At 65.7% G+C, this 26,329-nt stretch carries 23 protein-coding genes; 10 read left to right on the top strand and 13 right to left on the bottom strand.

Going from position 1 to position 26,329, the window contains the following annotated elements:
* Positions 1-16: 16 nt before the first annotated feature.
* From pgl to tkt, 6 genes are read right to left on the bottom strand one after another with little or no spacing between them, the layout of a single operon-like run.
* On the bottom strand, positions 17-841 hold the full coding sequence (pgl, locus tag NNX38_RS09325) for a 6-phosphogluconolactonase (RefSeq protein WP_255797736.1): 825 nt from the start codon (positions 839-841) through the stop codon (positions 17-19).
* Complete coding sequence (locus NNX38_RS09320; RefSeq protein ID WP_255797735.1) at positions 838-1,773, bottom strand: glucose-6-phosphate dehydrogenase assembly protein OpcA; 936 nt, start codon at positions 1,771-1,773, stop codon at positions 838-840. Before NNX38_RS09320 ends, pgl begins: the two co-directional genes overlap by 4 nt.
* Entirely contained in the window at positions 1,770-3,314 is a 1,545-nt protein-coding gene (zwf, locus tag NNX38_RS09315; protein WP_255797734.1) for a glucose-6-phosphate dehydrogenase, read from the bottom strand. The genes NNX38_RS09320 and zwf overlap by 4 nt, the downstream gene beginning before the upstream one ends.
* Positions 3,315-4,943: a glucose-6-phosphate isomerase gene (locus NNX38_RS09310; protein WP_255797733.1), complete on the bottom strand. Its 1,629-nt coding sequence runs from the start codon at positions 4,941-4,943 to the stop codon at positions 3,315-3,317.
* Positions 4,944-4,950: 7 nt separating this feature from the next.
* Positions 4,951-6,066, bottom strand: a complete 1,116-nt coding sequence (gene tal, locus NNX38_RS09305) for a transaldolase (RefSeq protein ID WP_255797732.1) — start codon at positions 6,064-6,066, stop codon at positions 4,951-4,953.
* Positions 6,067-6,092: 26 nt separating this feature from the next.
* Positions 6,093-8,282, bottom strand: a complete 2,190-nt coding sequence (tkt, locus tag NNX38_RS09300) for a transketolase (protein WP_255797731.1) — start codon at positions 8,280-8,282, stop codon at positions 6,093-6,095.
* A gap of 436 nt (positions 8,283-8,718) precedes the next feature.
* Between tkt and NNX38_RS09295 the strand changes: the two genes are divergently transcribed.
* Positions 8,719-9,657 carry a heme o synthase gene (locus NNX38_RS09295; RefSeq protein ID WP_255797730.1) on the top strand — a complete coding sequence of 313 codons (939 nt, stop codon included), beginning with the start codon at positions 8,719-8,721 and terminating at the stop codon, positions 9,655-9,657.
* Positions 9,658-10,443: 786 nt separating this feature from the next.
* Here NNX38_RS09295 and NNX38_RS09290 read toward each other — a convergent pair.
* Genes NNX38_RS09290 through NNX38_RS09280 form a run of 3 tightly spaced genes read right to left on the bottom strand, consistent with a single transcriptional unit; the run spans position 10,444 to position 13,168 of the window.
* Positions 10,444-11,469: a heme A synthase gene (locus NNX38_RS09290; RefSeq protein ID WP_304661634.1), complete on the bottom strand. Its 1,026-nt coding sequence runs from the start codon at positions 11,467-11,469 to the stop codon at positions 10,444-10,446.
* The gene (locus NNX38_RS09285) at positions 11,460-12,203 is read right to left on the bottom strand and encodes an ABC transporter permease (RefSeq protein WP_229951944.1); all 744 of its coding nucleotides are present in this window, start codon (positions 12,201-12,203) and stop codon (positions 11,460-11,462) included. Before NNX38_RS09285 ends, NNX38_RS09290 begins: the two co-directional genes overlap by 10 nt.
* Positions 12,200-13,168, bottom strand: coding sequence for an ABC transporter ATP-binding protein (locus NNX38_RS09280; RefSeq protein ID WP_255797728.1), 969 nt, complete (start codon positions 13,166-13,168; stop codon positions 12,200-12,202). The genes NNX38_RS09285 and NNX38_RS09280 overlap by 4 nt, the downstream gene beginning before the upstream one ends.
* 152 nt (positions 13,169-13,320) lie before the next feature.
* Here NNX38_RS09280 and NNX38_RS09275 point away from each other — a divergent pair, with 152 nt between their 5' ends.
* The 8 genes from NNX38_RS09275 to NNX38_RS09240 all read left to right on the top strand — a co-directional run bounded on the left by NNX38_RS09275 (position 13,321) and on the right by NNX38_RS09240 (position 21,300).
* Positions 13,321-14,073, top strand: a complete 753-nt coding sequence (locus NNX38_RS09275; protein WP_255869319.1) for a MarR family transcriptional regulator — start codon at positions 13,321-13,323, stop codon at positions 14,071-14,073.
* Entirely contained in the window at positions 14,073-15,548 is a 1,476-nt protein-coding gene (sufB, locus tag NNX38_RS09270) for a Fe-S cluster assembly protein SufB (protein ID WP_304660392.1), read from the top strand. The genes NNX38_RS09275 and sufB overlap by 1 nt, the downstream gene beginning before the upstream one ends.
* Positions 15,548-16,882 carry a Fe-S cluster assembly protein SufD gene (sufD, locus tag NNX38_RS09265; protein ID WP_229951941.1) on the top strand — a complete coding sequence of 445 codons (1,335 nt, stop codon included), beginning with the start codon at positions 15,548-15,550 and terminating at the stop codon, positions 16,880-16,882. The genes sufB and sufD overlap by 1 nt, the downstream gene beginning before the upstream one ends.
* Before the next feature lie 104 nt (positions 16,883-16,986).
* Positions 16,987-17,757: a Fe-S cluster assembly ATPase SufC gene (gene sufC / locus NNX38_RS09260; protein WP_229951940.1), complete on the top strand. Its 771-nt coding sequence runs from the start codon at positions 16,987-16,989 to the stop codon at positions 17,755-17,757.
* Positions 17,758-17,780: 23 nt separating this feature from the next.
* Positions 17,781-18,110 carry a metal-sulfur cluster assembly factor gene (locus NNX38_RS09255; RefSeq protein WP_227921694.1) on the top strand — a complete coding sequence of 110 codons (330 nt, stop codon included), beginning with the start codon at positions 17,781-17,783 and terminating at the stop codon, positions 18,108-18,110.
* A gap of 92 nt (positions 18,111-18,202) precedes the next feature.
* On the top strand, positions 18,203-18,601 hold the full coding sequence (locus NNX38_RS09250; RefSeq protein ID WP_255797726.1) for a nuclear transport factor 2 family protein: 399 nt from the start codon (positions 18,203-18,205) through the stop codon (positions 18,599-18,601).
* Positions 18,602-18,724: 123 nt separating this feature from the next.
* Positions 18,725-19,285: an RNA 2'-phosphotransferase gene (locus NNX38_RS09245; RefSeq protein WP_255797725.1), complete on the top strand. Its 561-nt coding sequence runs from the start codon at positions 18,725-18,727 to the stop codon at positions 19,283-19,285.
* Between the two features lie 191 nt (positions 19,286-19,476).
* Entirely contained in the window at positions 19,477-21,300 is a 1,824-nt protein-coding gene (locus tag NNX38_RS09240; RefSeq protein ID WP_255797724.1) for an HNH endonuclease signature motif containing protein, read from the top strand.
* Between the two features lie 195 nt (positions 21,301-21,495).
* Here NNX38_RS09240 and NNX38_RS09235 read toward each other — a convergent pair whose 3' ends face one another.
* From NNX38_RS09235 to NNX38_RS09220, 4 genes are read right to left on the bottom strand one after another with little or no spacing between them, the layout of a single operon-like run.
* Positions 21,496-22,398 carry a neutral zinc metallopeptidase gene (locus NNX38_RS09235; RefSeq protein ID WP_255797723.1) on the bottom strand — a complete coding sequence of 301 codons (903 nt, stop codon included), beginning with the start codon at positions 22,396-22,398 and terminating at the stop codon, positions 21,496-21,498.
* Positions 22,399-22,408: 10 nt separating this feature from the next.
* Positions 22,409-23,065, bottom strand: coding sequence for an energy-coupling factor transporter transmembrane component T (locus NNX38_RS09230; protein WP_255797722.1), 657 nt, complete (start codon positions 23,063-23,065; stop codon positions 22,409-22,411).
* Positions 23,062-23,769, bottom strand: a complete 708-nt coding sequence (locus NNX38_RS09225; protein ID WP_255797721.1) for an energy-coupling factor ABC transporter ATP-binding protein — start codon at positions 23,767-23,769, stop codon at positions 23,062-23,064. The genes NNX38_RS09230 and NNX38_RS09225 overlap by 4 nt, the downstream gene beginning before the upstream one ends.
* Positions 23,769-24,461, bottom strand: a complete 693-nt coding sequence (locus NNX38_RS09220; RefSeq protein ID WP_255797720.1) for a biotin transporter BioY — start codon at positions 24,459-24,461, stop codon at positions 23,769-23,771. Before NNX38_RS09220 ends, NNX38_RS09225 begins: the two co-directional genes overlap by 1 nt.
* Positions 24,462-24,714: 253 nt before the next feature.
* On the opposite strand from NNX38_RS09220, the gene NNX38_RS09215 reads away from it, so the two are divergent.
* The gene (locus tag NNX38_RS09215; RefSeq protein WP_255797719.1) at positions 24,715-26,313 is read left to right on the top strand and encodes an ABC-F family ATP-binding cassette domain-containing protein; all 1,599 of its coding nucleotides are present in this window, start codon (positions 24,715-24,717) and stop codon (positions 26,311-26,313) included.
* Positions 26,314-26,329: the final 16 nt, after the last annotated feature.

The raw sequence follows: 26,329 nt of genomic DNA, 5'->3' as shown, positions 1-26,329 counted from the left end.
GTAACGCTGGTCGGGCCTAGTCCTCGTCCCCTGCGTCCGGGTCCTCGGAGTCGAAGAGCCGCTGGGACAGCTGCGACGCCGCAGCCTGGTCAATCAGCCACCGGGTCTTGGTGCGGCCGCGGGCTCCCGCGGCCGGGACCTGGATTTCCCCTGCGCCAGCGAGAGCCAGGCCCACGGCGCCAGCCTTGTCATTGCCGGCGACACCCAGCCATACCTCGGAGGCCGTGTTGATGCTCTCCAACGTAAGCGAGATCCGCTCGGGCGGCGGCTTGGGCGCATCCCGCACGGCTACGGTGGTGGATCCGACGGTGCGCACGCCCGGGGTTTCCGGGAAGAGGGACGCAATGTGCGCGTCCGGGCCCACCCCGAGCAGCAGGACGTCAAAGCGGGGGAGCCGCGGGTCAACGGCGCTGAACCCGGTCGCAAGCTGCTCGGCGGCAGCCGCTTCGGCCAGCTGACGGGCGTAGTCGGCTGCGGCGTCTTCCACTGTGTCGACCTCATTGGCGGAAGCAACCGCGTGGATGCGGCCGGCCGGGACGCCAAGCGGATCCAGCATCGCCTGCCGCGCCTGGAATGAGTTCAGCTCCGGATTGCCGGCGGGGAGGAACCGTTCATCGCCCCACCAGAAGTTGACCTTTGTCCAGTCCACTGCCGTCCGTGCCGGGTTGGCCGTCACGGCCTCCAGGGTCGCGATGCCCACCGTTCCGCCGGTGAGGACCACGGTGGCTTCCCCGCGCCGGCTCTGCACGTCCACGAGCTTGGTGATCAGCCGGGCTGCCGTTGTCGAGACGAGCGCCTGCGGATCCGGGTGGATGCTGACGCCGTTGGGGGAGTGCTTCATGCGTCCGCCCCTTCCTTGGACAGGCACGCGGCCAGTCCCTCGGTGAGTACTTCTCCGAAGACCTCGTCCGGATCGAGCCGGCGCAGCTCCTCCGCCAGGCAGTCCCGCAGGGTGCGGCGCGGAAGCGCAATCTGCTGCTCCGGCTGCCCGGGCTGGGTCAGATGGGCGGTGACCTGGTCCGGCCGGGCCAGCTCCACATCTCCGTCGCCGCGGCTAAACACTACCCTGTGGATACCGGTTCCGGCTTCCCCTTCAATGATTTCCAGCGGTACATCCAATGCCTTTTTCAGCCAGGCGGCCAGCAGGAAGGTACTGGCCGAGTCCGAGGCACCTTCGACGATGACGGACTGGACCAGGGCCGCTCCTCCGCCGTCCAGGACTGCGGCCAGTTGGACGCGCCAATTGGTCAACCGGGTCCAGCTGAGGTCCGTGTCCCCGGCAGCATAGCTGTCCGCCAGTCCCAGCAGCGCCTTCTTCGGATCGTCCTCGGTGGCTGCATCGGTAATCCGGCGGTGGGCAATGCAGCCCAGCGGCGTCTGCGCCGGGTCCTGCGGCACTCCGTGCGGCCACCAGACCACTATGGGTGCATCGGGCAGCAGCAGGGCCGACACCAGTGACTCACTTTCGCCGGCCAGTTCGCCGTGTCCGGACAGGACAATGACCTCTGAGGCCCCGGCGTCGCCTCCTACCCGGATCTGGGCGTCAAGGCGCGTGTCATCATCCGGGCTGCCCTCGGCCAGCACGATGATGCGGCACGGGTGTTCCCGGCTGGCCTCGTTGGCGGCCGCGATGGCCTCCTCAACGAAGTCCGGCTGGGTATCCACCACCAGGGTCAGGACGCGGCCGAGGGTGACCACGCCGCCCTTTTCCCGCATGGCAACAATTTCCTTGGACACCTTGGAGGTGGTGGTGTCCGGCAGTTCTACTATCACGGCCTTCTCCAGGTCCTTCCGTCTTGGGCGAGCAGCTCGTTGGCGGAGTCCGGCCCCCAGCTGCCGGGAGCGTAAGGCTCCGGCTGCGTGTCGAGCGACGCCCAGTATTCTTCGAACGGATCCACGATCTTCCATGACAGCTCAACCTCCTGGTGCCGGGGGAAGAGCGGAGGCTCGCCCAACAGCACGTCCAGAATCAACCGTTCATAGGCTTCGGGGCTGGACTCGGTGAAAGAGTGCCCGTAGCCGAAGTCCATGGAGACATCGCGGACCTCCATCTGTGTACCCGGCACCTTGGAGCCGAACCGGATGGTGGCGCCTTCGTCCGGCTGTACGCGGATGACGACGGCGTTCTGGCCGAAGTCGTCGCCGTCGTGTTCGCGGAACAGCAGATTGGGGGAGCGCTTGAAGACGACGGCGATCTCGGTGACACGCCTGCCCAACCGTTTGCCGGCCCGCAGGTAGAACGGCGCTCCGGCCCATCGGCGGGTATTGATATCCAGGCGGATCGCAGCGAAGGTCTCGGTCTTGGATTCCGGGTTGAACCCTTCCTCCTCCAGGAAACCGGTAACCTTCTCACCGCCCTGCCAGCCGCCGGTGTACTGCCCGCGGGCGGAGCTGCGCGAGAGGTCCTCCGGCAGCCGGACGGCCGCCAGAACCTTTTCCTTTTCCGCGCGAAGGTGTTCCGCATTGAAGGAAATGGGCTCCTCCATGGCGGTCAGCGCCAAAAGCTGCAGCAGGTGGTTCTGAATCACGTCGCGGGCCGCGCCCACGCCGTCGTAATAACCCGCACGGCCGCCGATGCCGATGTCTTCGGCCATGGTGATCTGCACGTGGTCCACGTAGTTGGCGTTCCAGATCGGTTCGAACAGCTGGTTCGCGAAGCGCAGCGCCAGGATGTTCTGGACCGTCTCCTTGCCCAGGTAGTGGTCGATGCGGAACACCGAATCGGCGGGGAACACCGATTCCACCACATTGTTGAGTTCCCGCGCGGAGGCCAGGTCGTGGCCGAACGGCTTTTCAATGACCACCCGCCGCCATTTGCCCTCGGAGGTCTTAGCCAGTCCGTGTCCGGAAAGCTGCTGGCAGACCTGTTCGAAGGACTTGGGCGGCACTGAAAGGTAGAACGCGTGGTTCCCACGGGTTCCGCGTCGCTCATCGAGGTCCTCGAGGGTCGCCTTGAGGTCCTCGAAGGCTTCGTCGCTGTCGAAGCCGCCTTCGACGAAACGGATGCCCTCGGCCAGCTGCTTCCACACGCCCTCATCGAAATCGGTCCGGGCATACGCCTGCACCGACTCCTTCACCTGCGCGGCGAACTCCTCGTGGCTCCACGGCCGGCGGCCGAAGCCCACCAGCGAGAAGCTGGGCGGAAGCAGGCCGCGGTTGGCCAGGTCATAGACAGCCGGAATGAGCTTCTTCCGGGCCAGGTCTCCGGTCACGCCAAAAATCACAAGGGAGGACGGACCCGCGATCCGGCTCAGCCGGCGGTCCCGTGGATCCCGGAGCGGGTTGCCCTTCCTGGTCTTTTCCGCGGCCGTCATTTACTTGCTGCTAACTTCTGCGGCCAGGGAACGCACAACGTTTTCAATTTCACGGACCCCTTCGTCGCGGTTCAACAGGTGCAGCCGCAGTACCGGGCGGCCCTGGTCCGCGAGGACCTGCGCGTCCCCGGCAGCCTGCGCGCTGATGAGTTCACCGAAGGTGAAGGGCCGTTCCGGGATGCCGATGTCCTGCGCGGGCTTGCCGGTGATCTGCAGGTACACCCCCTGCGCCGGGCCGCCCTTGTGGAACTGGCCGGTGGAGTGCAGGAAGCGCGGCCCCCACCCGAAGGTGACGGGACGGCCGGTGGCTGCAGCAAGCTCCGGCCGGATCTGTTCCAGCTCGGCCTGCCGGAAACGGTCCAGGTAGGCCTGGATGCTGAGGTAGCCGTCCGTGCCGAGCTGACGGAGCAGGGCTGCCAGCGCCCCGCGCAGGGTGTGTGCCGTGCCAAGGAGGTCAGCCGGCCCGCGCACCTCGACGGAGCCGTCGATGAAGGACGGTTCCGTGGGCGCCGGAGTGGCGTCCAGCAGTCCGCGTGCTGCCTTCTTCGCAGCTTCGACATCCGGCTGGTCAAAGGGATTGATGTTCAGCAGGCGTCCGGCCACCGCGGTGGCGAATTCCCAGAGCATCATGGAGCTGCCCAGGCTTCCGGAAACCACTACCTGGTCTCCTTCGGGGAGGACGTCGGAATCGACGGGGACAATCCGTACGGTGAGTACGTCGCCGGCACCGGATACCATTTCCGGGGCGCCGGGTTCGACGGCGACGGGCAGCAGGCCCGTGCCGAGCTTGCCGGTGGATTCCGCGATAAGCTGCTCGGCCCAGTCGGGGAAGCCTGCCAGCCCGGAGCCTTCGTCCACGATCACGATCTTGTTGCGCAGCGGGTCGGTTCCGCCCAGTGCCGCTCCGAGTTCCAGGCCGATGTTGTCCGGTGCGTCGTCCCGCAGGATTTCCGCCGTCATCTCGGCGTCGTCCAGCAGGGTTTCAATGTCCGCTCCGGCCAGGCCCGAAGGCACCAACCCAAAGGCCGTCAAGGCGGAGTAGCGTCCGCCGACGTTGGGGTCGGCGTTGAAGACGGCGCGGTAGCCGGCTTCGCGGGCCGCCGCGTCCAACGGCGACCCCGGGTCGGTGACAACCACAATGCGGGACTTGGCGTCGATACCGGCATCGGTGAAGGCCTGTTCGAAAACCCGGCGCTGCGAATCCGTCTCCACCGTGGAACCCGATTTGGAGCTCACGACAATGACGGTCTCAGCCAGCCGGTCACCGAGGGCGGCTGCAACGACGTCCGGGTCGGTGGAATCCAGCACTGTCAGGTCCACGCCCGCGGTGCGGGTGATGACCTCGGGCGCCAGGGAAGAGCCGCCCATGCCGGCCAGGACCACGCGGGTCACTGACTCGGCGGCAAGCTCTTCCCTCAGCGCCGCGATCTGTCCCACGAGCGGCCGGGAGCTTTCTCCGGGGTTGAGCCAGCCCAGGCGGATGGACGCCTCGGCTTCGGCATCTGGTCCCCAGAGAGTGGGATCCTGGGCCACGAGGCGGGAGGCGACTTCATCCCCCACGAGTTCGGGCACCTTGGCGTCGACGGCAACGCTGGCCGCCCCGGCTGCTTCAAAGGACAGAGTTGTCATTTTTTTCCTATGCCTCTTTCGCGGTATCCAGTGCGGTCTCAACGGTCTGGAGGAGCTCGCCCCAGCTGACCACGAACTTATCGAGGCCTTCGGTCTCCAGCTGCTCCACGACGTCGTTGTAGGAGATGCCAAGGCCGTCCAACTGGTCCAGGACGGTATTGGACTCGGCGTACGTGCCGGTGATGGTGTCACCGGTGACTTCGCCGTGGTCCGCAGTGGCTTCCAGCGTCTTTTCCGGCATGGTGTTCACCGAGTTCGGTGCCACGAGGCCGGTGACGTACAGGGTGTCCGGCAGGGCCGGATCCTTCACGCCGGTGGAGGCCCAGAGCGGGCGCTGCGCGTTGGCACCGGCCGCGGCCAGTACCTGCCAGCGTTCGCTGGCGAACTGCTCTTCGAAGACCTGGTAGGCCAGGCGGGCGTTGGCCAGGCCGGCCTTACCCTTCAGGTCCTTGGCCTCGTCGGAGCCGATGCCGTCCAGGCGCTTGTCGATCTCGGCGTCGACGCGGGAGACGAAGAAGGACGCCACCGAGTGGATGGTGGAGAGGTCGTGCCCGTTTTCCTTAGCCTGCTCAATGCCGAGCATGTACGCGTTGATGACCTCGCGGTAGCGCTCGAGGGAGAAGATCAGGGTCACGTTGACGCTGATGCCCGCGGCCAGCGTGGCGGTGATTGCCGGCAGGCCTTCCTGGGTGGCGGGAATCTTGATCAGGACGTTGGCGCGGCCAACCTTGTCGAAGAGTTCCTTCGCCTCGTTGATGGTGCCCTGGGTGTCACGCGACAGGCGCGGATCAACCTCGATGGACACGCGGCCGTCGACGCCGTTGGTGGCCTCGTAGACCGGTGCGAAGAGGTCGCAGGCCTGGATGACGTCGTCGGTGGTGATTTCGAAGACGGACTTGTCGACGTCGGCACCCGAGCGCGAAAGCTGCTGCACCTGGGCGGCGTAGGACGCACCGTTGGCCAGGGCTGCTGCGAAGATGCTCGGGTTCGTGGTCACGCCGACCACGTTGCGCTCATCGATGAGCTTCTTCAGGGAACCGGAAACAATCCGTTCGCGGGAGAGGTCGTCCAGCCAGATGGAGACTCCGGCTTCGGAAAGCCGGGCGGTGGGAGTGGAAGTCATTGTTGGTGCTCCTTTAAGTAAGGGGATTACTGCTGGTCGCCGGTCTCGGTGGACTGTGCTCCGGAAGCGGCGCCGGTGGTGCCGTCGGGGGCGGATCCGTTGCCGCCGGCAGCGGCGAGGGAGTCGCGCGCAGCCTGCGCCACGGCGTCGGCGGTGATGCCGAATTCGCGGAACAGCGTCTTGTAGTCCGCGGAAGCGCCGAAGTGCTCCAGGGAGACGCTGCGGCCGGCGTCGCCGACGATTTCGCGCCAGCCGAGGGCAATTCCAGCTTCGACGGAAACCCGGGCGCGGATGTCCTTGGGCAGTACCGACTCGCGGTATTCCTTGTCCTGCTTGTTGAACCACTCGATGCTCGGCATGGACACCACGCGGGCGGCTACGCCTTCGGCGGCGAGTGCTTCGCGGGCCTCAACAGCCAACTGGACCTCGGAACCGGTACCCACCAGGATGACGTCCGGCGTCACGACGCTGCCGTCGCGGACGGCTTCGGCAAGGACGTACCCGCCGCGGGCGGCACCTTCGGCGGAGCCGAACTCGGTGGCGGTGGCTGCGCCTTCCCCTCGGGCGTAGGTGGGGATGTTCTGGCGGGTCAGCACAATGCCGGCCGGGTTCTCGGTGTTCTCAAGAATGGTCCGCCAGGCGACGGCCACCTCGTTCGCGTCGCCCGGGCGGACGACGTCGAGCCCCGGGATTGCGCGCAGCGAAGCGAGCTGCTCCACGGGCTGGTGGGTGGGACCGTCTTCGCCCAGGCCGATGGAGTCGTGGGTCCAGACATAGATGGCAGGCACGCCCATCAGTGCCCCGAGACGGATGGCCGGACGCTGGTAGTCGCTGAAGATCAGGAACGTACCGGAGAAGGCGCGCGTGTTGCTGTGCATCGTGATGCCGTTGACGATCGATGCCGCGGCGTGTTCGCGGATGCCGAAGTGGAGCACCCGGCCGTACGGGTTGCCGGACCAGGCGTTGGTCTGCTTCCCGGCGGGGATGAAGGAGGGGGAGCCTTCAATGGTGGTGTTGTTGGATTCGGCGAGGTCGGCGGAGCCGCCCCACAGTTCCGGCAGTGCCGGGCCGATGGCGGAGAGGACCTTGCCGGAAGCCGCGCGGGTGGACATATCCTTGCCGGCTTCGAAGACGGGCAGCGATGCTTCCCAGCCCTCCGGCAGCTCGCCCTTTTCCAGGCGGGCCAGCAGAGCGGAGCCTTCGGCGTTGGCTTCTTCCCAGGCCTTGAAACCTTCATTCCACTTCTCGTGGGCCTCGGCGCCGCGGGCCACTGCCTGGCGGGCGTGCTCGAGGACCTCGGGGTCGACGTCGAAGTTCTTCGCCGGGTCAAAGCCCAGGGTTTCCTTCAGTGCGGCCACTTCGTCGGTGCCGAGCGCGGAACCGTGGATCTTGCCGGTGTTCTGCTTGTTCGGTGCAGGCCAGCCGATGATGGTGCGCAGGGAAATGATGGAAGGCCGGTTCGTTTCGGCCTTGGCTGCCATCAGGGCGTTGTAGAGCTCGTGAACGTCCTCGACGTATTCGCCGGTCTTGGTCCAGTCCACCCGCTGGGTGTGCCAGCCGTAGGCTTCGTAGCGCTTGAGCACGTCTTCGGTGAAGGCAATGTCGGTGTCGTCTTCGATCGAGATGTGGTTCTCGTCGTAGATCACCACGAGGTTGCCGAGTTCCTGGTGTCCGGCGAGCGAGGAGGCCTCGGCCGTGACGCCTTCCTGCAGGTCGCCGTCGGACGCGATGACCCAGATGGTGTGGTCGAACGGGCTGGTGCCTTCGGCAGCATCGGCGTCGAGCAGGCCGCGCAGGCGGCGCTGCGCGAACGCGAAGCCAACGGAGGACGCAAGGCCCTGGCCCAGCGGGCCGGTGGTGATTTCCACGCCGTCGGTGTGCCGGTATTCGGGGTGGCCGGGGGTCTTGGAACCCCAGGTGCGCAGGGACTGCAGGTCCTCGAGTTCCAGGCCGTAGCCGGAAAGGAAGAGCTCGATGTAGAGCGTCAGCGAGGTGTGACCGGGGGAGAGGACGAAGCGGTCGCGGCCAATCCACTGCGGATCGGACGGGTCGTGGCGCATGACCTTCTGGAACAGAAGGTAGGCGGCCGGAGCCAGGCTCATGGCGGTGCCGGGGTGGCCGTTGCCCACCTTCTCCACGGCGTCGGCAGCCAGGACGCGGACAGTGTCCACAGCCTTGCGGTCTGTCTCGGTCCAGATCAGTTCTTGCTCTTCCATATGTGGCACGTTTACCGGGCCCCTCTCTCTACAGACAACCGGCGCCGTACAGCGCCGGACATGCCCGGAAGCCCCCGTGAACGGAGTGCGTCCGGTTCCTTTACCACTACAACCAACCGCAGACGCAAATCCATACCGCGTTTACGGCATAACTTGTTCCGCGTTCCGCAGCGAACGCCGCAGATACTGCTTAATACTGTTTGCTGCTTTTCCCGTGCCGCAGCCTAATTAGCCGCGGGAAAGGTCCGTTCCAACCTTATCCTCTAAGGCTGCGTCCTGCCCGCCTCTGTCACATGATCCCGGCCTTCGGCCCTGAGCTGTTCCGGTTCCTGCAGGTGTGCGGGCGCATGCGTATTCCATGCTTCGATTTCTACAGCCGATAGAGGTTATGATTAGGACGGATTTTTCGTTCCAGATTGGATAAAGTGATCGCTTCGTGACTACCCAGCATGCCGAGTCTCCGGTCAACACGGGGAAGATGACGGCGGGCCGCAAGGTCCGGGCTTACGTGGCGCTCACCAAACCGCGCGTCATCGAACTCCTGCTCGTGACTACCCTTCCCACCATGATCTTCGCCGAGCAGGGACTTCCTTCCCTGGGCCTGATCCTGGTCACCATGATCGGCGGCGCACTGGCAGCAGGCAGTGCCGGTGCCTTCAACTGCTATATCGACCGCGACATGGACAAGCTGATGAAGCGGACAAAGAACCGTCCGCTGGTCACCGGCGAGGTGTCTCCGCGGGAAGCCATGGTCTTTGCGTGGGTGCTGGGCGTTGTCGCCATTGCCCTGCTCTGGTTCGGGGCCAACCCGCTGACCGGCCTCCTGGGCCTCGGCGCGATCCTCCTGTACGTGGTCTTCTACACCCTGATCCTCAAGCGCCGCACCACCCAGAACATTGTCTGGGGCGGCGCCGCCGGCTGCATGCCGGTACTCATCGCGTGGGCTGCCGTCACCGACAAGGTGGAATGGCCGGCCATCATCCTGTTCATGATCATCTTCCTGTGGACACCGCCGCACTACTGGCCGCTGTCCATGAAGTACGGCGAGGACTACCGCAACGCCAGCGTGCCGATGCTCGGTGCGGTGGCCGGCGCCAAGCTCGTCTCCGTCCAGGTGGTGCTATACGCCTACGCCACCGTGGCCTGCTCGCTGCTGCTGGTTCCCGTGGGCGGTGCCGGCTGGGTCTACACCATCGCCGCACTGCTCTCCGGCGGCTGGTTCGTGGCCGAGGCCCACAAGCTGCACTCCAAGGCGCAGCGCGAAGACCTCAATGACAAGTCCGCCATGAAGGTCTTCCACCTGTCCATCAGCTACCTCACGATCCTCTTCCTGGCCCTGGCCGTGGATCCGTTCGTGGGCGGCGCGCTGCTCTAGCCTTCCGCTTTCCGATGGCCGGATCCCTTCGGGGTCCGGCCATTGTTGTGTGCGGGACTCTTGGTTGCGGGCTTCTTGGTTGCGGGCTTCTTGGTTGCCACGCGCGCTCCGGGCGTTCCGGAACGGCGGCAACGAAGTTCCCGGCTCGCAGAGTTCGCAGAGTTCGCAGAGTTCGCAGGGAGTATTGAAGCCGCCTAACCCGGAACGTCCTACGTGCCTGTTACAGCACCCCGTTCCTCATCGGGGAGCACCGCGTGGCCCGATGGGTTTCCCTTGTCGCCGGTTGTACAGATAACGGGGCCAAGAAGGTCGCATAACCCCGTTATCTGTACAACCAGCACCCTCGGGCCCGCGCATAACCCCGTTATCTGTACAACCAGCACGCCGGGCCCGCGCATAACCCCGTTATCTGTACAACCAGCACCCCCGGGCCCGCGCATAACCCCGTTATCTGTACAACCAGCACGCCCGACACAGGTTTCCCTGGCAGCGGGACACCGTGCGGGAGACAACCCCTTGCGTGCACAGCATCCCACACTTTGGGACTCCTCTTGCTGCTGGGGTCACCCCCGTATCAGCAACACCAGGGCGTGGGACGCCGTGCGGGAGACAACCCCCAGCATCCCAGGCTTTGGGACTCCTGGGGCTGCCGGGGTCGCACCCGCATCATCAGCACCAGGGCGTGGGACACCGACCGGGCGACAACCCTCCCGCACGCAGTACCCCGGACAAGAAAGAAGGGCCGGACCCCGCGGGGAGTCCGGCCCTTCAATAGGCATGCGCCCGTTACTTGCGAACGGTCCCAGCCTTCCGGCCAGCTCCTGCCCGCCGTGCCTGCCGCACTGCGATGGCGGCTCCACCGGGAACCTGCTTGTTGAAGCCGATGTAGACGGCCTGGGCCGCAGCGGCCGTCAGCAGGCAGGCACCGAGCATGTGCAGGGCCACCAAGGCAATGGGCAGGTGCAGGAAGTGCTGCACGTAGCCGATGGCTGCCTGTGCCAGTACGACGACGGTCAGCACCATCACGGCCTTGCGCACCCGGGCATCGGTCGCCCGGCGGAACACCAGGTACAGGGCCACGGCCAGCGCAAAGACCAGCAGGTAAACGGGCACTACGTGGATGCGCGTAATCAGATCCGGATTCAAGCCGTTGCGGGCAGCTCCATGGTCGCCGGCATGCGGTCCGGATCCGGTGACCACAACGCCCAGCACCACGGTCAGGGCGGAGAGGACACCGATGGCGCCCAGGACGGGACGGAGGCTCTTGTCTGCCAGCGGCGCATGGCGTGCCTGAAGATCCATCGCGGAAAGCCTTGAGCGGTTCACCATGACCACGGCCACGGTGATCATGACGGTGGAGGCAAGGAAGTGCAGGCCCACCACCCACGGGTTGAGGTCGGTCAGGACGGTGATCCCGCCGATGACGGCCTGGGCCGGGACGCCGGCCAGCAGGGCAACGGAAAGCCACCAGAGATCGCGGCGTTCGGACCGCAGGCGCCACACGGAGAAGACCATCGCGAAGGCAATGGCCGTCAGCACGAAAGTGAGCAGCCGGTTGCCGAACTCGATGACGCCGTGCAGCCCCATCTCCGGGGTCGTGACCAGCGAATCAGCCGTGCACAGCGGCCATTCGGGACAACCCAGTCCGGACGCAGTCAGGCGTACGGCACCGCCGGTCACCACGATTACTATGTTGGCCACCAGTGAGGCAACGGCAAGGTTGCGGATGAGGCGTCCGGCCACCGGTAGCGGACTGTTCGATTGCCGGGCGGGGACACCGGCCGAGGTCTGTGACACGGTTTCTAACTCCATTTGAACCAGCGGACAGCACCCAGGCCGCCCAGTATTGTCCACGCCAGAAGGATCAGCGTGGCGGAAATGTTGAACTGCGAGTCGATCAGGGCCGAGCGCAGTGCGTCACCAAGGGCCGCGGAGGGGAGGACCTCGATAAACGGCTGCAGTACATGGGGCAGGTTGCCTACCGGGATGATGATACCGCCGGCGGCAGCCAGGAGGATCCACAGCAGATTGGTAATGGCCAAGGTGGCCTCGGGCCGTACGGTCCCGGCGACCAGGAGGCCCAGGGCAGTGAACGCCACCGCGCCCAGCACCAGCTGCACGGCGGCGGGCAGCAACCCGCTCAGCTCCGGCTGCCAGCCGAACAGCAGCGCCGCAACCGAGACCAGCACCACTTGGATGACCAGGACGGCCAGGACCGCAATGACCTTCCCGGCAATCAGGCCGGTGCGGCCCAGGGGAGTGGTGGACAGGTAGCGGAGCACCCCGTACCGGCGGTCAAAGCCGGTGGCGATGCCCTGCCCGGTAAAAGCAGTGGACATTGCGCAGAGGGCGAAGATGCCGGGGGCAGCCATGTTGATCCGGCTGGTTCCGTAACCGTCCAGCAGTGGGGTGACCACCAGGGCCACCATGGCCAGCAGCGGCAGGACCACGGCGAGGATCAGCTGTTCACCGTTGCGCAGCATCGTCAGGGCCTCATAGCGGCCCTGGTTCAGGATGCGCGCGGGCAGCGATGCGGGAGCACTCAACGGATGGTCCTTCCGGACAGGTCGAGGAAAACGTCCTCGAGGGTACGCGAAGCCATGTGCACTGAAGAAGGAAGAATGTTCCGTTCCGCCCACCACGCGGCCAGTGCGGCCAGGTCGTGGGGAGTCAGGGCACCGCGGACGCCGTAGTGCCCGGGCGCGGCTTCCTCCACCTCCAGATGGTGCAGCGGCCCCGAGGCGAGGGCGACGACGTCGAGGCCGGGTTCGGCGTCGAACGTCAGCAACCGCTGCTCGGCCGTGGAGCCGGTGGAGGAAATGAGTTCGGCCACGGTACCCGAGGCGACGGTCTTGCCGGCGTCGATGATGTAGACATAGTCGGCCAGCTTCTGCGCATCGTCCATCAGGTGCGTGGTGAGGATGATGCCGAGCCCTTCGTCCCGCAGCTCGGAGATCAGCTCGAACACGATCTGGCGTGACTGGGGATCCAGGCCGGCGCTGGGTTCGTCCAGGAAAAGGACCTCCGGACGGCCGATCAGGGCCGCGGCCATGGCCAGTCGCTGCTTCTGCCCGCCGGAGAGGCGCCGGATGCCAGTGTCGGCGAAGCTGCGGATGCCCAGGCGGTCCACAAGCTCGGCGACCGGCCGGGGCGCCTCATACATCCGGGCCACATGCTCAAGCAGGGCTACGGGACGGGCCGACGGCGGGAGCCCGCCTTCCTGCAGCATCACGCCTACGCGGCTGCGGAGGTGGGCATCGGCACGGTAAGGGTCCTGTCCGAGCAGGCGGATTTCCCCGCCGTCAATGGACTGCAGGCCCTGGGCGCATTCAAGCGTGGTGGTCTTGCCTGCTCCGTTGGCACCGAGGAGGGCAGTGACGGATCCGCGGCGGGCGGTGAAGTCGACGCCGGCCAGCACACGGATCATTTTGCCGTCGAGACCAGCAACCGGGCCGCAGTCCTTGATTAGGCCTTTAATGGTCAGGCAGGGTTCATCGATAGGCACCTGCATATTCTACGTTAGGTAGTACAGGGCCCCGCACGGGCGGACGCGCGCGATGGAGCATGGCGATGGCAAGCCTTGCCTTAGTGGAATCGGGGAACAGATTAGGTCATGCTTGTGTTGTGTATTCTGTGAACAACTCTGAGACTAAGGCGGCGGCCGTGCCGAGCGCTGCCCGCGAAGCGGAGGAGCGTACCCGGGACAAGGTTCTGGGTGCGGTTCTGGAGCACGGCCCGGTCAGTGCCGCGGAGCTGGGGGAACGGTTGGGCTTCACGCCCGCCGCCGTGCGCCGGCACCTTGACGCCCTCTCGGGGAAGGGCCTGATCCAGATCAAGCTCGTCCGCAATTCCTCTTCCGGTGCAGGAAGGCCCGCCCGGCGGTACGTATTGAGCCCGCAGGGACAGGCCCATCTGGGTAACGACTACCTCGACATCGCCACCGAGGCGCTTCGCCAGCTCGGTGCAGCCCTTGGACCCCAGGCGATCGAGGCGTTTGCCGCGGAGCGGTTCGGCCGGATGGAGGAACGTTACCGGCCCGTCGTCGACGCCGCCGGTCCCGAACTCGCCGACCGCGCCGAAGCGCTGGCTGCCGAACTGACGAAGGACGGTTTCGTCGCATCGACCACCATGATCGGCGCCACCGCGAAAAAGAGCACGCTGCTGAGCATTCAGCTGTGCCAGGCGCACTGCCCCATCCAGGGACTCGCCACGGCCTACCCCGTCTTCTGTGACAAGGAGACCGAAGTTTTTGCCCGCCTGCTGGAGGTGGACGTCCGCCGACTGTCCACCCTCTCCCGCGGCGGCCACGTTTGTACGACCCACATCCCCGTGGGTCGGACCCGATCCGCGCCGCAGGTTCCACTGCACGCCGAGACCAACCAGTCCACATCCATTCATCAGCAAGAAAGGCCGTGATGACGGATCAAGTAACCCAGAAGCCAACGGCACCTTCCATGGTGCCGGAGTCTGTGATTTCAGACATCCTGGAGAAGAACCCCGAACTCGAGGGCATCGGTACATACGAGTACGGATGGGCAGACTCGGACATCGCCGGTGCTACGGCCCGCCGCGGCCTGAGTGAAGAAGTCGTCCGCGACATTTCGGCTAAGAAGAACGAGCCGCAGTGGATGCTGGACCTTCGCCTGAAGGGCCTGAAGTACTTTGAGCGCAAGCCGATGCCGACCTGGGGCGCAGACCTCTCCGGCATCGACTTCGACAACATCAAGTACTTTGTCCGTTCCACGGAGAAGCAGGCCAACACCTGGGAAGACCTCCCCGAGGACATCCGCAACACGTACGAGAAGCTCGGTATCCCCGAAGCTGAGCGCGGCCGCCTGGTTTCCGGCGTCGCAGCGCAGTACGAGTCCGAGGTTGTCTACCACCAGCTCCGCGAGGACCTGGAACGCCAGGGCGTCATCTTCCTGGACACCGACACCGCGCTGAAGGAACACCCGGAAATGTTCCAGGAGTACTTCGGCACCGTCATCCCCGTCGGTGACAACAAGTTCGGCTCGCTGAACACTGCCGTGTGGTCCGGCGGTTCCTTCGTGTACGTCCCCAAGGGCGTCCACGTGGAGATCCCGCTGCAGGCCTACTTCCGTATCAACACGGAGAACATGGGTCAGTTCGAGCGCACCCTGATCATTGCGGACGAGGATTCCTACGTCCACTACATCGAGGGCTGCACCGCGCCGATCTACACGTCGGATTCGCTGCACTCCGCCGTCGTCGAAATCATCGTGAAGAAGGGCGCCCGCGTCCGCTACACGACCATCCAGAACTGGTCCAACAACGTGTACAACCTGGTGACCAAGCGCGCCATTGCACACGAGGGCGCCACCATGGAATGGATCGACGGCAACATCGGCTCCAAGGTCACCATGAAGTACCCGGCTGTCTACCTGGTCGGCGAGCACGCCAAGGGTGAGACCCTGTCCATCGCCTTTGCCGGCGAGGGCCAGCACCAGGACACCGGATCCAAGATGGTCCACATTGCCCCGAACACCAAGAGCTCCATCATTTCCAAGTCCGTGGCCCGAGGCGGCGGCCGTGCCGCTTACCGCGGCCTGGTCCAGGTCCGCGAAGGCGCCACGCACTCGGCCAACACCGTGCGCTGCGACGCCCTGCTGGTGGACACCATTTCGCGCTCGGACACGTACCCGTATGTGGACATCCGCGAAGATGACGTCACCATGGGCCACGAAGCCACTGTCTCCCGCGTCAGCGAGGAGCAGCTGTTCTACCTCATGTCCCGCGGCCTTCCCGAGGACGAGGCAATGGCAATGATCGTGCGCGGCTTCATCGAGCCGATCGCACGTGAACTGCCGATGGAATACGCCCTTGAACTCAACCGCCTCATCGAACTCCAGATGGAAGGAGCCGTCGGTTAATGTCGAAGCTTAACGACGTCGTCGAAACCGTGACCGAAAAGGTCAGCAATGTAGTGGAGGAGGTCAAGGCGAAGGTAGGTTCCCCCAAGGAAACCAACCGTGTGCGCATTGACGGCTTCACCGAGGAGGGCGAAAACCTCTCCCCGCTGAACGAGGACTCCTCACCGCTGGGCGGCGACAGCAGCAAGTCCCACAGCCATGGTGGCGGAGAGGGCATCCCGGACAGCTCACGCGCCGGCCGCACCACCTCCTTCCACCGGGCTGACTTCGGCAGAATGACCGGCCGCGAAGAAGACTGGCGGTTCACCCCGCTCAAGCGCCTGCGCGGACTGCACACCGCGGACCTCGACGGAACGGCTCCCGAGCTGGCCGTCGTCGCCCCCGACGGCGTGCGGGTCGAAAGCATTGCCCGCACCGACGCCCGTATCGGTTCGGCCGGCATCCCTGAAGACCGGGTTGCCGCAGCCGCGTGGGAAGACTTCCGCGAGGCCACTGCCGTGACCATTCCCGCCGAGACCGTAGTTGACGGCAGCGTCACGCTGACCATCAACGGTGTCAGCAAGGATCCGGCCGCGCAGCACATCGTGATCACCGCGGAGAAGTTCTCCAAGGGTGTTGTGGTCCTGGACCACAAGGGTTCCGCGGTGCTGTCCCAGAACGTGGAAATCGTCGTCGGCGACGGTGCTGAACTGACCGTGGTGTCCGTTCAGGACTGGGACGACGACGCCGTGCACGCCTCCGCGCAGTACGCCAAGATCGGCCGCGACGCGAAGTTCAAGCACGTCGTCGTGAGCCTCGGAGGCGACCTGGTGCGCGTCACCCCGTCCTCCAAGTTCACCGCCACCGGCGGCGACGTGCAGATGTTCGGCCTGTACTACGCCGACGCCGGCCAGCACTTGGAACAGCGCCTGTTCGTGGACCACGCGGTGGCGAACTGCAAGTCCCGCGTGATGTACAAGGGAGCCCTGCAGGGCCGCGACGCGCACACCGTCTGGGTTGGGGACGTCCTGATCCGCAAGGAAGCAGAAGGCACCGACACGTACGAAGTCAACCGCAACCTGCTGCTGACCGACGGCGGCCGCGCCGACTCCGTACCGAACCTGGAGATCGAAACCGGACTGATCGAGGGTGCCGGCCATGCCAGCGCTACCGGCCGGTTCGACGACGAGCACCTGTTCTACCTGATGGCACGCGGTATCCCCGAGGACACCGCCCGCCGCCTGGTGGTCCGGGGCTTCCTTACCGAGATCATCCAGCAGATCAAGGTACCTGCCCTGGAAGAGCGTCTCACCGACGCCGTCGAGCGCGAGCTCGAAGCCTCCGGAGCCTACTGAGACCGAGTCCGGGTGTCGGAGTAATCCGGCACCCGGACCCTCTCGCCTTCCATCCCCAAAGCTTAGTAACGCACCCGCGGGTGCAAAGGAGAAAGCCAACTCGCATGTCTACTCTTGAGATCAAGGATCTTCACGTCAGCATTGAGACCGAACAGGGCCGCAAGCCGATCCTGAAGGGTGTCAGCCTGACCATCAACACCGGTGAGACGCACGCCATCATGGGCCCCAACGGGTCCGGCAAGTCCACTCTGGCCTCCACCATTGCCGGTCACCCGCGGTACAGCGTGGACAGCGGCTCCATCACGCTGGACGGCGAAGACGTTCTGGCCATGAGCGTGGACGAGCGTGCCCGCGCCGGTCTCTTCCTGGCCATGCAGTACCCGGTCGAGGTTCCCGGCGTCACCATGACCAACTTCCTGCGCACCGCCAAGACCGCGCTCGACGGCGAAGCCCCCTCGCTGCGCCACTGGACCAAGGACGTCAAGGCGGCCATGGCCGACCTTCGCATCGACGCCGACTTTGCCCAGCGCAACGTCAACGAGGGCTTCTCCGGCGGCGAGAAGAAGCGCGTGGAGATCCTGCAGATGGAACTCTTCCACCCGAAGATCGCCATCCTCGACGAGACCGACTCCGGCCTCGACGTCGACGCCCTGAAGATCGTTTCCGAAGGCGTTAACCGCGAGCACTCCAAGGGCGGCATGGGCACGCTGCTCATCACGCACTACACGCGTATCCTTCGTTACATCAAGCCCGACTTTGTTCACGTCTTCGTTGACGGCCACATTGCCGAGCAGGGCGGCCCCGAACTTGCCGACCGCCTCGAAGAAGAAGGCTACGACCGCTTCACCGGCGCCAACGCCGCAGCCGGCGCGTAGTAAAGACAGCTGAAGGAGCAAATATGAGCGACTCCGATCTGGCCTCCACGTCCCTCGAGGACGTCGAAGAGGCTCTCAAGGACGTCATTGACCCCGAGCTTGGGGTGAATGTCGTTGACCTTGGCCTGCTCTACGGCCTGAAGTACGCCGAGGACGGCGCACTGCTGATCGACATGACGCTGACGACGGCGGCCTGCCCGCTGACCGATGTGCTTGAAGAGCAGACCGCCCAGGCACTGGACGGCGTCGTTGATGAGTGGCGCCTGAACTGGGTATGGATGCCGCCGTGGGGACCTGACAAGATCACCGACGACGGCCGCGACCAGATGCGCGCCCTCGGCTTCAACATCTAAAGGGTTCTGCACCTAGTAGCTGAACCGGCAACAGGCAGGGCCGTTTCCCCAATGCGGGGAAGCGGCCCTGTCTGCGTGCTAGCGTGTGCGCCATGGGGAACAGCATCCATTTTCATGACCAGTATCTGGCGGCGTGGAACGAGGCCATGGCTTCGGGGGACAGCGCTCCCATCGAAACCTTCCTGTCACCGGATTACCACGGCTGGCTGGGGTCCGAAGCAGCCATCACTGAGCCGTTTGATGCAGCGACTGCCCGCGAAGGTTTTGGCGGCACCGTGTCCGCCCTGCGGGGGAGCACCGTGCATGCGGACTTCCGGACGGTCACGCCCCGCGGCCGGGACGAAGCAGTGGTGTTCTACGAAATGACGTACCGTTCGGACGGCGACGTGACCGGGCGGGCACTGCTGCTGGAATCCTGGCGGCTCCAGGACGGCCGGTGGCTGCTTTGCCGCGATTTCACCGAAGTTAACGTCGGACAGCCGGCGGCCTAGGATGCCGGAGCAGCCCCTGCCGCCGCTTTACGCCCGGATGATCGAGTGCGGCGTGGTCGATTTGGATCCGTGGCACCTGTTGCGCGGGGAAGGTCAGTTGTCACGTTGAGGAAAGTGGGACCGATGGCTAAGGCACCGAGCCGGACAGAGATCAGCCGGGTGTTGTCCCATGCGCTGCGTCATGCTCCGGGAGAGTATGCGCTGGAGCTGGATCCGGAGGGTTGGGCGCCGGTTAGTGAGGTGCTCAGCGCCCTGCACCGGCTGGGCCCGGAGTGGGAGTCCGTTGACGAGGCGGTGCTTCACGAGGTGCTTGAAGCAGCGGAGAAGAAACGGCACCAGATAAGGGACGGTCGAATTCGTGCCGTGCACGGCCACTCCGTGCCGGTGGAGCCGGCAGGGGAGCCCGGTTCACCGCCCGCGGTGCTGTTCCATGGGACCTCACCTGCTGCTGTACCGCAGATTTGCGCAGACGGAATTCTGCCCATGCGGCGGCAATACGTCCATCTGTCGGACTCCGTGGAGCAGGCTCGTCAGGTGGGACAGCGCAAGGACGCCGATCCCGTGATCCTTACGGTGGATACCCGGGTGGCCGTGGCCCAAGGGGTATCTTTCTACCAATCGGATTCAGGAGTCTGGCTGGCCGCATCTATCCCTGCGACTGCTGTGGGAATGCCGGGAGCCTAAGTTGAGGGGCTGGGTGTAGGCCGTGTCTACCGCCCCGATGCCCGAGTCGATGGTCCGTGAACAGGCCAACGCAACTGGCGCGTCCGGGGTAGGTAGTTGCGTTCAAAAGACGGGTATTTCCGGTTTTCGGATCAGGTCCGTTGGGCCTGTTTTTGGCCCGGGAATGTCAGTGCGGGATGAAATTGTGAGGTATGGATCAGCTCGGGAACACCGAATGGACAACCGAAGAACCAGGCAGTGAAGCCCAGCGGCCGGACGGCACCGCTGGTGAAACGGATGAGCCCTGTTCGGCCTGCAGCCTGTCGGTGTACCGGGCAGAACTGAAGGCCGAGCCTTCCGTGGCCGCTGAGGCCAAGCCTGGCACCGAGCCAGCTGAGCATGCCGTCCCTGACGAGGGTCCCGTCCCTGCCGGGCCCGCCGAGGCCGGCCGTCCCGCAGCTTCCGCCTCCGCCGCTCCCGATCCTGACGCCGGCGACGCCGATGCCGGTGTCTCCGAAGCCGGGAGTCCTGCCAGCGGGTATCCGGACGGCTTTACCGGGACTCTGGCCCTGCAGAACCTTGAGTCGTTCGATGCCCAAATGGTGGGCGATGCTTTGGTCCGGATGGAGCATTTGATTTCCTGGGGGCAGGCGCAGCGGGCTCACCTATTGAACCAGATGGAGCAAATCTTCCGGCACAACTTCTTCGACCCGTCGGAGCGGGATAAACCCGGGATCGCTTTCAGCCTCGCAGCGGCCGAATGCGCCGCCATCCTGAATCTCCCGCAGGTCACGGCCCAGCGGATGATGTTCGAAGCGGGCGAACTGTGCAGCACCCATACCGCCACCCTGACCGCCCTGGAAGAAGGACAGCTTAGTTACCAGCACGCGCAGGTGGTACTGGACCAGTGCCAAAACGTTCCCGCCGCGGCGCTCCCTGAATTCGAGGCGGACCTGCTGAAGGCAGCGGAGGGGCAGACCCGGGCCCAGTTCTCCGCCAAGGCCCGCCGGCTGCGCGAGAAACGTTATCCGGACACCATCAACAAACGGCACCTGACCGCGTTCGAGCAGCGCAAGGTCACCCTGGACCGGGAAGAAGACGGCATGTCCTGTCTCTCGGCCTATCTGCAGGCGGCAGAAGCCCAGCAGATCTACACGGCCCTCAGCACTGCGGCCCGCGATGAACAGTCCGCCGGGGATTCCCGGACCACGGATCAACTGCGTGCGGATATTCTGGCTCAGCTGCTGATGGGCGGCCACCGGGGACTTTTCGCGACGGCCGGAACCCGAGACGCGACCGGTGTCCGACCCGGCACCGGCCACACCAGCAATGACACTGGCACAGCCACCCGGGACGAGGACAGAACCGGCTTTGCCAGCGGCTCGGAGGGCGCCCCCGATCGTTCAAACGGACCAAACGGACCAAACGGACCGGACGAGGGAACCGTCCCTCGGACGGAAATCATGGTCCTGATCAACGCCGAAACCCTCTTCGGAGCCGACGACCAACCCGCCGAACTCCACGGCTACGGGCCCATCAGCGCCGAAGCGGCACGCAGGCTCGCTAGGAACGCCGTCGGATGGACCGGATTGGCCCAGGACCCGCATACCGGCGAAATCCTTGGGGTAGGGAGGCGGCGGAAAGTCCCGGCCGGGCTCCGCCGTTGGCTCCGTGCCCGGGACGGAACCTGTCGGTTCCCCGGGTGCCGGGTCAGCACCGCGAACGCGGACATCGACCACACGGTCGACTGGGCCCGCGGCGGCCCAACGGACCACGGGAACCTGGAGCACCTCTGCCGTCGGCACCACCGCTTCAAGACCCTGGGTTTCTGGAAAGCGTGCCAGCCCGAACCCGGGGTGATCGAATGGACTTCGCCGACCGGAAGGGTTTACCGGACCGAGCCGTTCCTGGAACTCGGACCGCCGCACCCGGACCCGCCCCCGGACCCACACCCGGCACCGCCCCCGGCCTCGCACCCGGACCCGCACCCGGCCTCGCACCCGGACGATGAGCCCGAGGCAGTAGCGCCATTCTGACCTGCACTGCCTTAGTCGAACGCCTCGTTCGAACGCACCCCTTGGGGCCCGGCACTGGGTCGGCCCCAAGGGCGAGACGGACGTTGGGCGTTGGGTCAGGCCCTAGGGACATCGCGACTTGGTTCGGTCAGGCCCGAGGGGAAGACGAATCATCCGGGATAGAACCGCCCGGGATAGAGCCGCCCGGAACAGGCCCTACGGGCGGGACAGATCCGCAGCACTGAAGGTATCGCACGTTTCCAGGCTGCCGCCGTCGTTATAGCCGGCAAGGAACCATGCCTGACGCTGGGCGCTGGAACCGTGGGTCCAGCTCTCCGGGTTGACCTGCCCGGTAGCCGAAGCCTGGATCCGGTCATCGCCGATGGCGGACGCCGCAGAGAGGGCGTCACTAATGTCGGATTCGGTGAACGGCGATAGGAAAGGCACGTCCGAGCCCGGAGCCGGCTGGTCCGCCGCATGCCGTGCCCAGAGGCCGGCATAACAGTCGGCCTGCAGCTCGGTGCGTACGGAGGCAGACTCCGCACCCTGAGGATCGGCGTTCCGGCCCGCACTGGAGCCGGTGATCTGCTGGATGTGGTGGCCGAACTCGTGCGCCACCACGTATTCCTGCGCCAACGGACCGCCGGAGGAACCGTAGTTGGTGACGAGGTCGGAGAAGAAGGCGGTGTCGTAATAGGTCTGCTCGTCTGCCGGGCAGTAGAACGGCCCGACAGCGCTGGTCGCCGTGCCGCAGCCGGAAGTGGTCCGGTCGGTAAAGAGCACCACGCCGGGCTCCGTGTAGGTCAGGCCGTATCCGTCCAGATACGGTTCCCAGAAGCTGTCCAGGCTTTCGGCAGTGCCCAGAATGCGGCAGTCCAGCCGTTCGTTGGCGTCTTCGCCGTTCAAGCAGGTGTCGATGCTCTCCGACTGCGCCTCGCCGGCAGCTACGCCGGAGCCGTCGCTCAGCCCGAGCCCGTCAATCACGTCCGATCCGAAGAACAGGGACAGGATCAGCAGCAGCCCGCCGCCCAGTCCGCCGCCGACTGCAATGCCCTTACCCTTGCCGCGCCGATCACTGACCCGGGAGGAATCCAGACGCGCGTTGTTATTGAAACTCATGCCCCTCAGGTTATCGGTTGCCTTTGGCAACCTTCGCGTCGGAGGAGTCCTCACCGATGCCCCGTGCAGCCAGCGCATCACCCGTTTGCCGGGCATAGGCAACCGCACGGATCACCACCGGAACGGTCAGCGCACGGGGATTGCGCTCCAGTCCGCGGGCCATGGCAGATTCGCGCACGTCCCGGGCGGACCCGAGCAGGAACGGAATGCTGCGCAGCATCAGCGCAAGGGTCAGCCCGAAACGTTCCGGATCCGCACCGAACGGTCGGAGCGGACGGGCCAGCGACACGAGCCCGTCCAGGAGCACCTGAGGGGCGGTGGTCAGCGTGAGCAGCCGGGCCGCCACTACGCAGACCGCAATGCTGCCGGTCACCAGCAGCGCCGCCAACACGCCGGACGCCCACCACTGGAAAACCCCGAGCAGCACCAGGACAGGCCACATTAGCTTCAGAGGCACCCAGACCTCCCGCAACAGCCGGGCGCAGGCATAGGCGGCCAGCACCAGGACCGTGGCAACCGCCAACACCACAGGGGAGCGCAGCACCAGCACAGCCACGGACAGCACAACCAGGACGCCGGCCTTCACTCCCAGCGGTGCCGCATGCACCTCAGAGGTGCCCGGGCGGTAGGCGCCCAGCAGGTCATTTGAGCCAGTGGAACGCTTCATCCCACCCCCAGCGCCAGCGCCCGGTACGCGGCGATACCTTCGCGCGGTCCGCCGTCGAACACCACCCGCCCGCTGTCCATCACCAGCACCCGGTCCGCGTCGGCAGCGAAATCCAGGTCATGGGTGGTGTAGACAACCTGCTGCGGCAGGGAGGCAAAGACTTCCCGCAGCCGGGCAGTGTTCCTCAGGTCCAGCAGCGTGCTGGGCTCATCTGCCACCAGCACGGCGGGCTCGACCGCCAGCACCGATGCCAGAGCCATCAACTGGCGTTCTCCGCCGGAAAGGTCATAGATGCTTCGGTCCGCCAGTTCCAGCAGCCCCAGCGCCGACAGCCGAACTTCGGCCGCTGCGCGCCGCTGGGACCTGTTCCGGATCGAGGCACGCAGGGACAGTTCGACGTCGTCCCGCCCCGTGGGCATCACGAGCTGCGAGAGGGGATCGGTGAAAACGAACCCGACCCGCCGCCGCACATCCGCTCCGTGCCGCGCCGTGTCCAGGCCGTCCACGCTGACCGTGCCGGTGTCCGGCAGCACCAGCCCGTTCAGCAGCTTCAGCAGGGTGGACTTGCCCGAGCCGTTGGCGCCGACGACGGCGGTGCGGGGCGTGTCCAGCTTCAGCGACAGCGGGTGCAGGATCGGTTCCGCAGACTCCCCGGGCACCTTGGGAGGAACCACGGAAACGTCCTGCAGCAGGATGCAGGACATCAGCGGGCACCGCGGTCCCGAACAGCCATGCGCGGGAAGGCTTTGAAGACGCTGACGGCCACCGCGGCGGCAAACAGGTTCTTGAGCACGTCACCGGGCCAGAACGCCATGTCCGCTGCCAGCGCCGCGGGGAAGGACAGGTGCCCGTTCAGCATCAGTCCCGCGATACCGGCCGGATGCACCACGGCGAAGCTCGTGGCCAGTCCCGCGGCAAACAGGAGGACAGTCCGCCCCCGGCGGACGCGGCGCAGCACCAGTCCGGACAGCAGGCCGACGACGGCAGCCGCCACCGGGAAGGACAGCAGATACCCTGCCGACGGCCCGGCCAGGACACCCAGGCCGCCGCGGAAACCGCTGAAGACCGGCAGGCCGGCCAGGCCCGCTGCCAGGAAGAGGCCCACAGCTGCGGCTCCGCGCCCGGAGCCAAGCAGCATCCCGGTAAGCATTACCGCCAGAGTCTGCAGGGTGATCGGCACACCGGCCCCCAGCGGCACGCCGGGAAGGATGGAGAACACGGCGGTAAGGGCGGCGAAGACGGCAATCAGGGACAGGTCCGCGGAGGTCCACCGGGAGCGCGACGGCGCGCCCGGTGAACCGGGGGACCAATGTGAACCGGGGGAGCCATGGGAACCGTGGGGACCGGAGCCGGTGCCGGAGAGAGGGCGCGGCGCGTCGGCCGATGTGTTGTTCATCGCTGCACTTTTCCTTGTAGGGGAAGAAAAACGGTCCGGATTGCGTTTCGAACATTAGCTGCGCCGGAGCGGGATTCCATTGGAGGTTTTCTACAAATGGGCATGGGCGGCTAGACTGGAAAGGCTGTTACGGCCAACCAGGCCCCCATGACCGGTCAATGTGACCCTTCCCGCCTCGGTGGAATCCCACCGTTCAAGGCCCGCGCACCGCGCAGCGTATCTGCAATACAAAAACCTTCGAAAGGTCCACTGAGTGATTTCCGTATCTGGTCTCGAGCTGCGTGCAGGCGCACGGCTGCTCATGGAAGCGGTTTCATTCCGTGTTGACAAGGGAGACAAAATCGGGCTGGTCGGCCGCAACGGCGCCGGCAAGACCACCCTCACCAAGGTTCTCGCCGGCGAAGCCCTCCCGGCCGCCGGCACCGTCAAGCGCGTAGGCGACATCGGCTACCTGCCCCAGGATCCGCGCACCCCGGACATGGACCAGCTGGGCCGGGACCGGATCCTCTCCGCCCGCGGTCTGGACAAGGTTTCCGCGCAGCTGAAGAAGTGCCAGGACGAGATGGCCAGCGATGATCCGAAGATCTCGCAGAAGGCCATGAACCGCTATGACCGGTTGGAGTCCGAGTTCCTCTCTGCCGGCGGGTATGCTGCCGAATCCGAAGCGGCCACCATCTGCTCCAACCTGGCCCTGCCGGACCGGTTGCTGAACCAGCCCCTGAAGACCCTCTCGGGCGGCCAGCGCCGCCGCGTGGAACTGGCCCGCATCCTGTATTCCGACGCCGAGACGATGCTCCTCGATGAGCCCACCAACCACCTCGACGCCGACTCCATCGCCTGGCTGCGCGAGTTCCTGAAGAACCACACCGGCGGCCTGATCGTGATCAGCCACGATACCGAGCTGCTCGAAGCGACCGTCAACAAGGTCTTCAGCCTGGACGCCAACCGCGCCACCATCGACATCTACAACATGGACTGGAAGCGCTACAAGGTCCAGCGCGAGACCGACGAGCGCGCCCGCAAGCGCGAACGTGCCAACACCGAAAAGAAGGCCGGCATCCTGCTGGCCCAGGCCAACAAGATGAAGGCCCGCGCGTCCGGTGCCTCCGCGGCCCAGAGCATGCTCAAGCGCGTGGACCGCCTGATGGGCGGCCTGGACGCCGTCCGCGCCAATGACCGCGTGGCAGCCCTCCGCTTCCCGGATCCGGCCCCGTGCGGCAAGACCCCCATGACCGCCGAGGGCCTCAGCAAGAGCTACGGGTCCCTGGAGATCTTCACCGACGTGGACCTGGCCATTGACCGCGGTTCAAAGGTAGTCATCCTGGGCCTCAACGGCGCCGGCAAGACCACCCTGCTGCGGATGCTGGCCGGCGTCGACAAGCCGGACACCGGCAAGGTCATTGCCGGACACGGACTCAAGGTGGGCTACTACGCCCAGGAGCACGAGACCCTCGATACAGACCGGACCGTCCTGGAGAACATGCGCTCCTCCGCCCCGGACATGGACGACGCCGAGGTCCGCAGCGTGCTGGGTTCCTTCATGTTCAGCGGCGACGACGTCAACAAGAAGGCCGGAGTCCTTTCCGGCGGCGAGAAAACGCGCCTGGCCCTGGCCACCATCGTGGCTTCTTCCGCCAACGTCCTGCTGCTGGACGAACCTACCAACAACCTTGACCCTGCGTCGCGTGCCGAGATCCTGGGCGCCCTGAGCAACTACACCGGTGCCGTGGTGATGGTCAGTCACGATGAGGGCGCCGTTGCGGCCTTGAACCCGGAACGCGTAGTACTCCTGCCGGACGGCGACGAGGACCACTGGAACGAGAACTACCTTGACCTGGTGACCCTGGCCTAACCGCCCACCCATCCCC

The organism is Arthrobacter sp. zg-Y238 (assembly GCF_024385525.1).
GTDB classification, from domain to species: domain Bacteria; phylum Actinomycetota; class Actinomycetes; order Actinomycetales; family Micrococcaceae; genus Arthrobacter_B; species Arthrobacter_B jinronghuae.
The sequence above is the reverse complement of the archived record's forward strand: the minus strand, read 5'-3'. Positions and strand labels throughout refer to the sequence as shown.

Excerpts from the sequence above, each read along its gene's own strand:
- pgl (WP_255797736.1), bottom strand. The coding sequence starts at position 841 with ATGAAGCACTCCCCCAACGGCGTCAGCATCCACCCGGATCCGCAGGCG.
- zwf (WP_255797734.1), bottom strand. The coding sequence starts at position 3,314 with ATGACGGCCGCGGAAAAGACCAGGAAGGGCAACCCGCTCCGGGATCCA.
- NNX38_RS09310 (WP_255797733.1), bottom strand. The coding sequence starts at position 4,943 with ATGACAACTCTGTCCTTTGAAGCAGCCGGGGCGGCCAGCGTTGCCGTC.
- tal (WP_255797732.1), bottom strand. The coding sequence starts at position 6,066 with ATGACTTCCACTCCCACCGCCCGGCTTTCCGAAGCCGGAGTCTCCATC.
- tkt (WP_255797731.1), bottom strand. The coding sequence starts at position 8,282 with ATGGAAGAGCAAGAACTGATCTGGACCGAGACAGACCGCAAGGCTGTG.
- NNX38_RS09290 (WP_304661634.1), bottom strand. The coding sequence starts at position 11,469 with ATGGAGTTAGAAACCGTGTCACAGACCTCGGCCGGTGTCCCCGCCCGG.
- NNX38_RS09280 (WP_255797728.1), bottom strand. The coding sequence starts at position 13,168 with ATGCAGGTGCCTATCGATGAACCCTGCCTGACCATTAAAGGCCTAATC.
- sufB (WP_304660392.1), top strand. The coding sequence starts at position 14,073 with ATGACGGATCAAGTAACCCAGAAGCCAACGGCACCTTCCATGGTGCCG.
- sufD (WP_229951941.1), top strand. The coding sequence starts at position 15,548 with ATGTCGAAGCTTAACGACGTCGTCGAAACCGTGACCGAAAAGGTCAGC.
- sufC (WP_229951940.1), top strand. The coding sequence starts at position 16,987 with ATGTCTACTCTTGAGATCAAGGATCTTCACGTCAGCATTGAGACCGAA.
- NNX38_RS09255 (WP_227921694.1), top strand. The coding sequence starts at position 17,781 with ATGAGCGACTCCGATCTGGCCTCCACGTCCCTCGAGGACGTCGAAGAG.
- NNX38_RS09250 (WP_255797726.1), top strand. The coding sequence starts at position 18,203 with ATGGGGAACAGCATCCATTTTCATGACCAGTATCTGGCGGCGTGGAAC.
- NNX38_RS09245 (WP_255797725.1), top strand. The coding sequence starts at position 18,725 with ATGGCTAAGGCACCGAGCCGGACAGAGATCAGCCGGGTGTTGTCCCAT.
- NNX38_RS09240 (WP_255797724.1), top strand. The coding sequence starts at position 19,477 with ATGGATCAGCTCGGGAACACCGAATGGACAACCGAAGAACCAGGCAGT.
- NNX38_RS09235 (WP_255797723.1), bottom strand. The coding sequence starts at position 22,398 with ATGAGTTTCAATAACAACGCGCGTCTGGATTCCTCCCGGGTCAGTGAT.
- NNX38_RS09230 (WP_255797722.1), bottom strand. The coding sequence starts at position 23,065 with ATGAAGCGTTCCACTGGCTCAAATGACCTGCTGGGCGCCTACCGCCCG.
- NNX38_RS09225 (WP_255797721.1), bottom strand. The coding sequence starts at position 23,769 with ATGTCCTGCATCCTGCTGCAGGACGTTTCCGTGGTTCCTCCCAAGGTG.
- NNX38_RS09220 (WP_255797720.1), bottom strand. The coding sequence starts at position 24,461 with ATGAACAACACATCGGCCGACGCGCCGCGCCCTCTCTCCGGCACCGGC.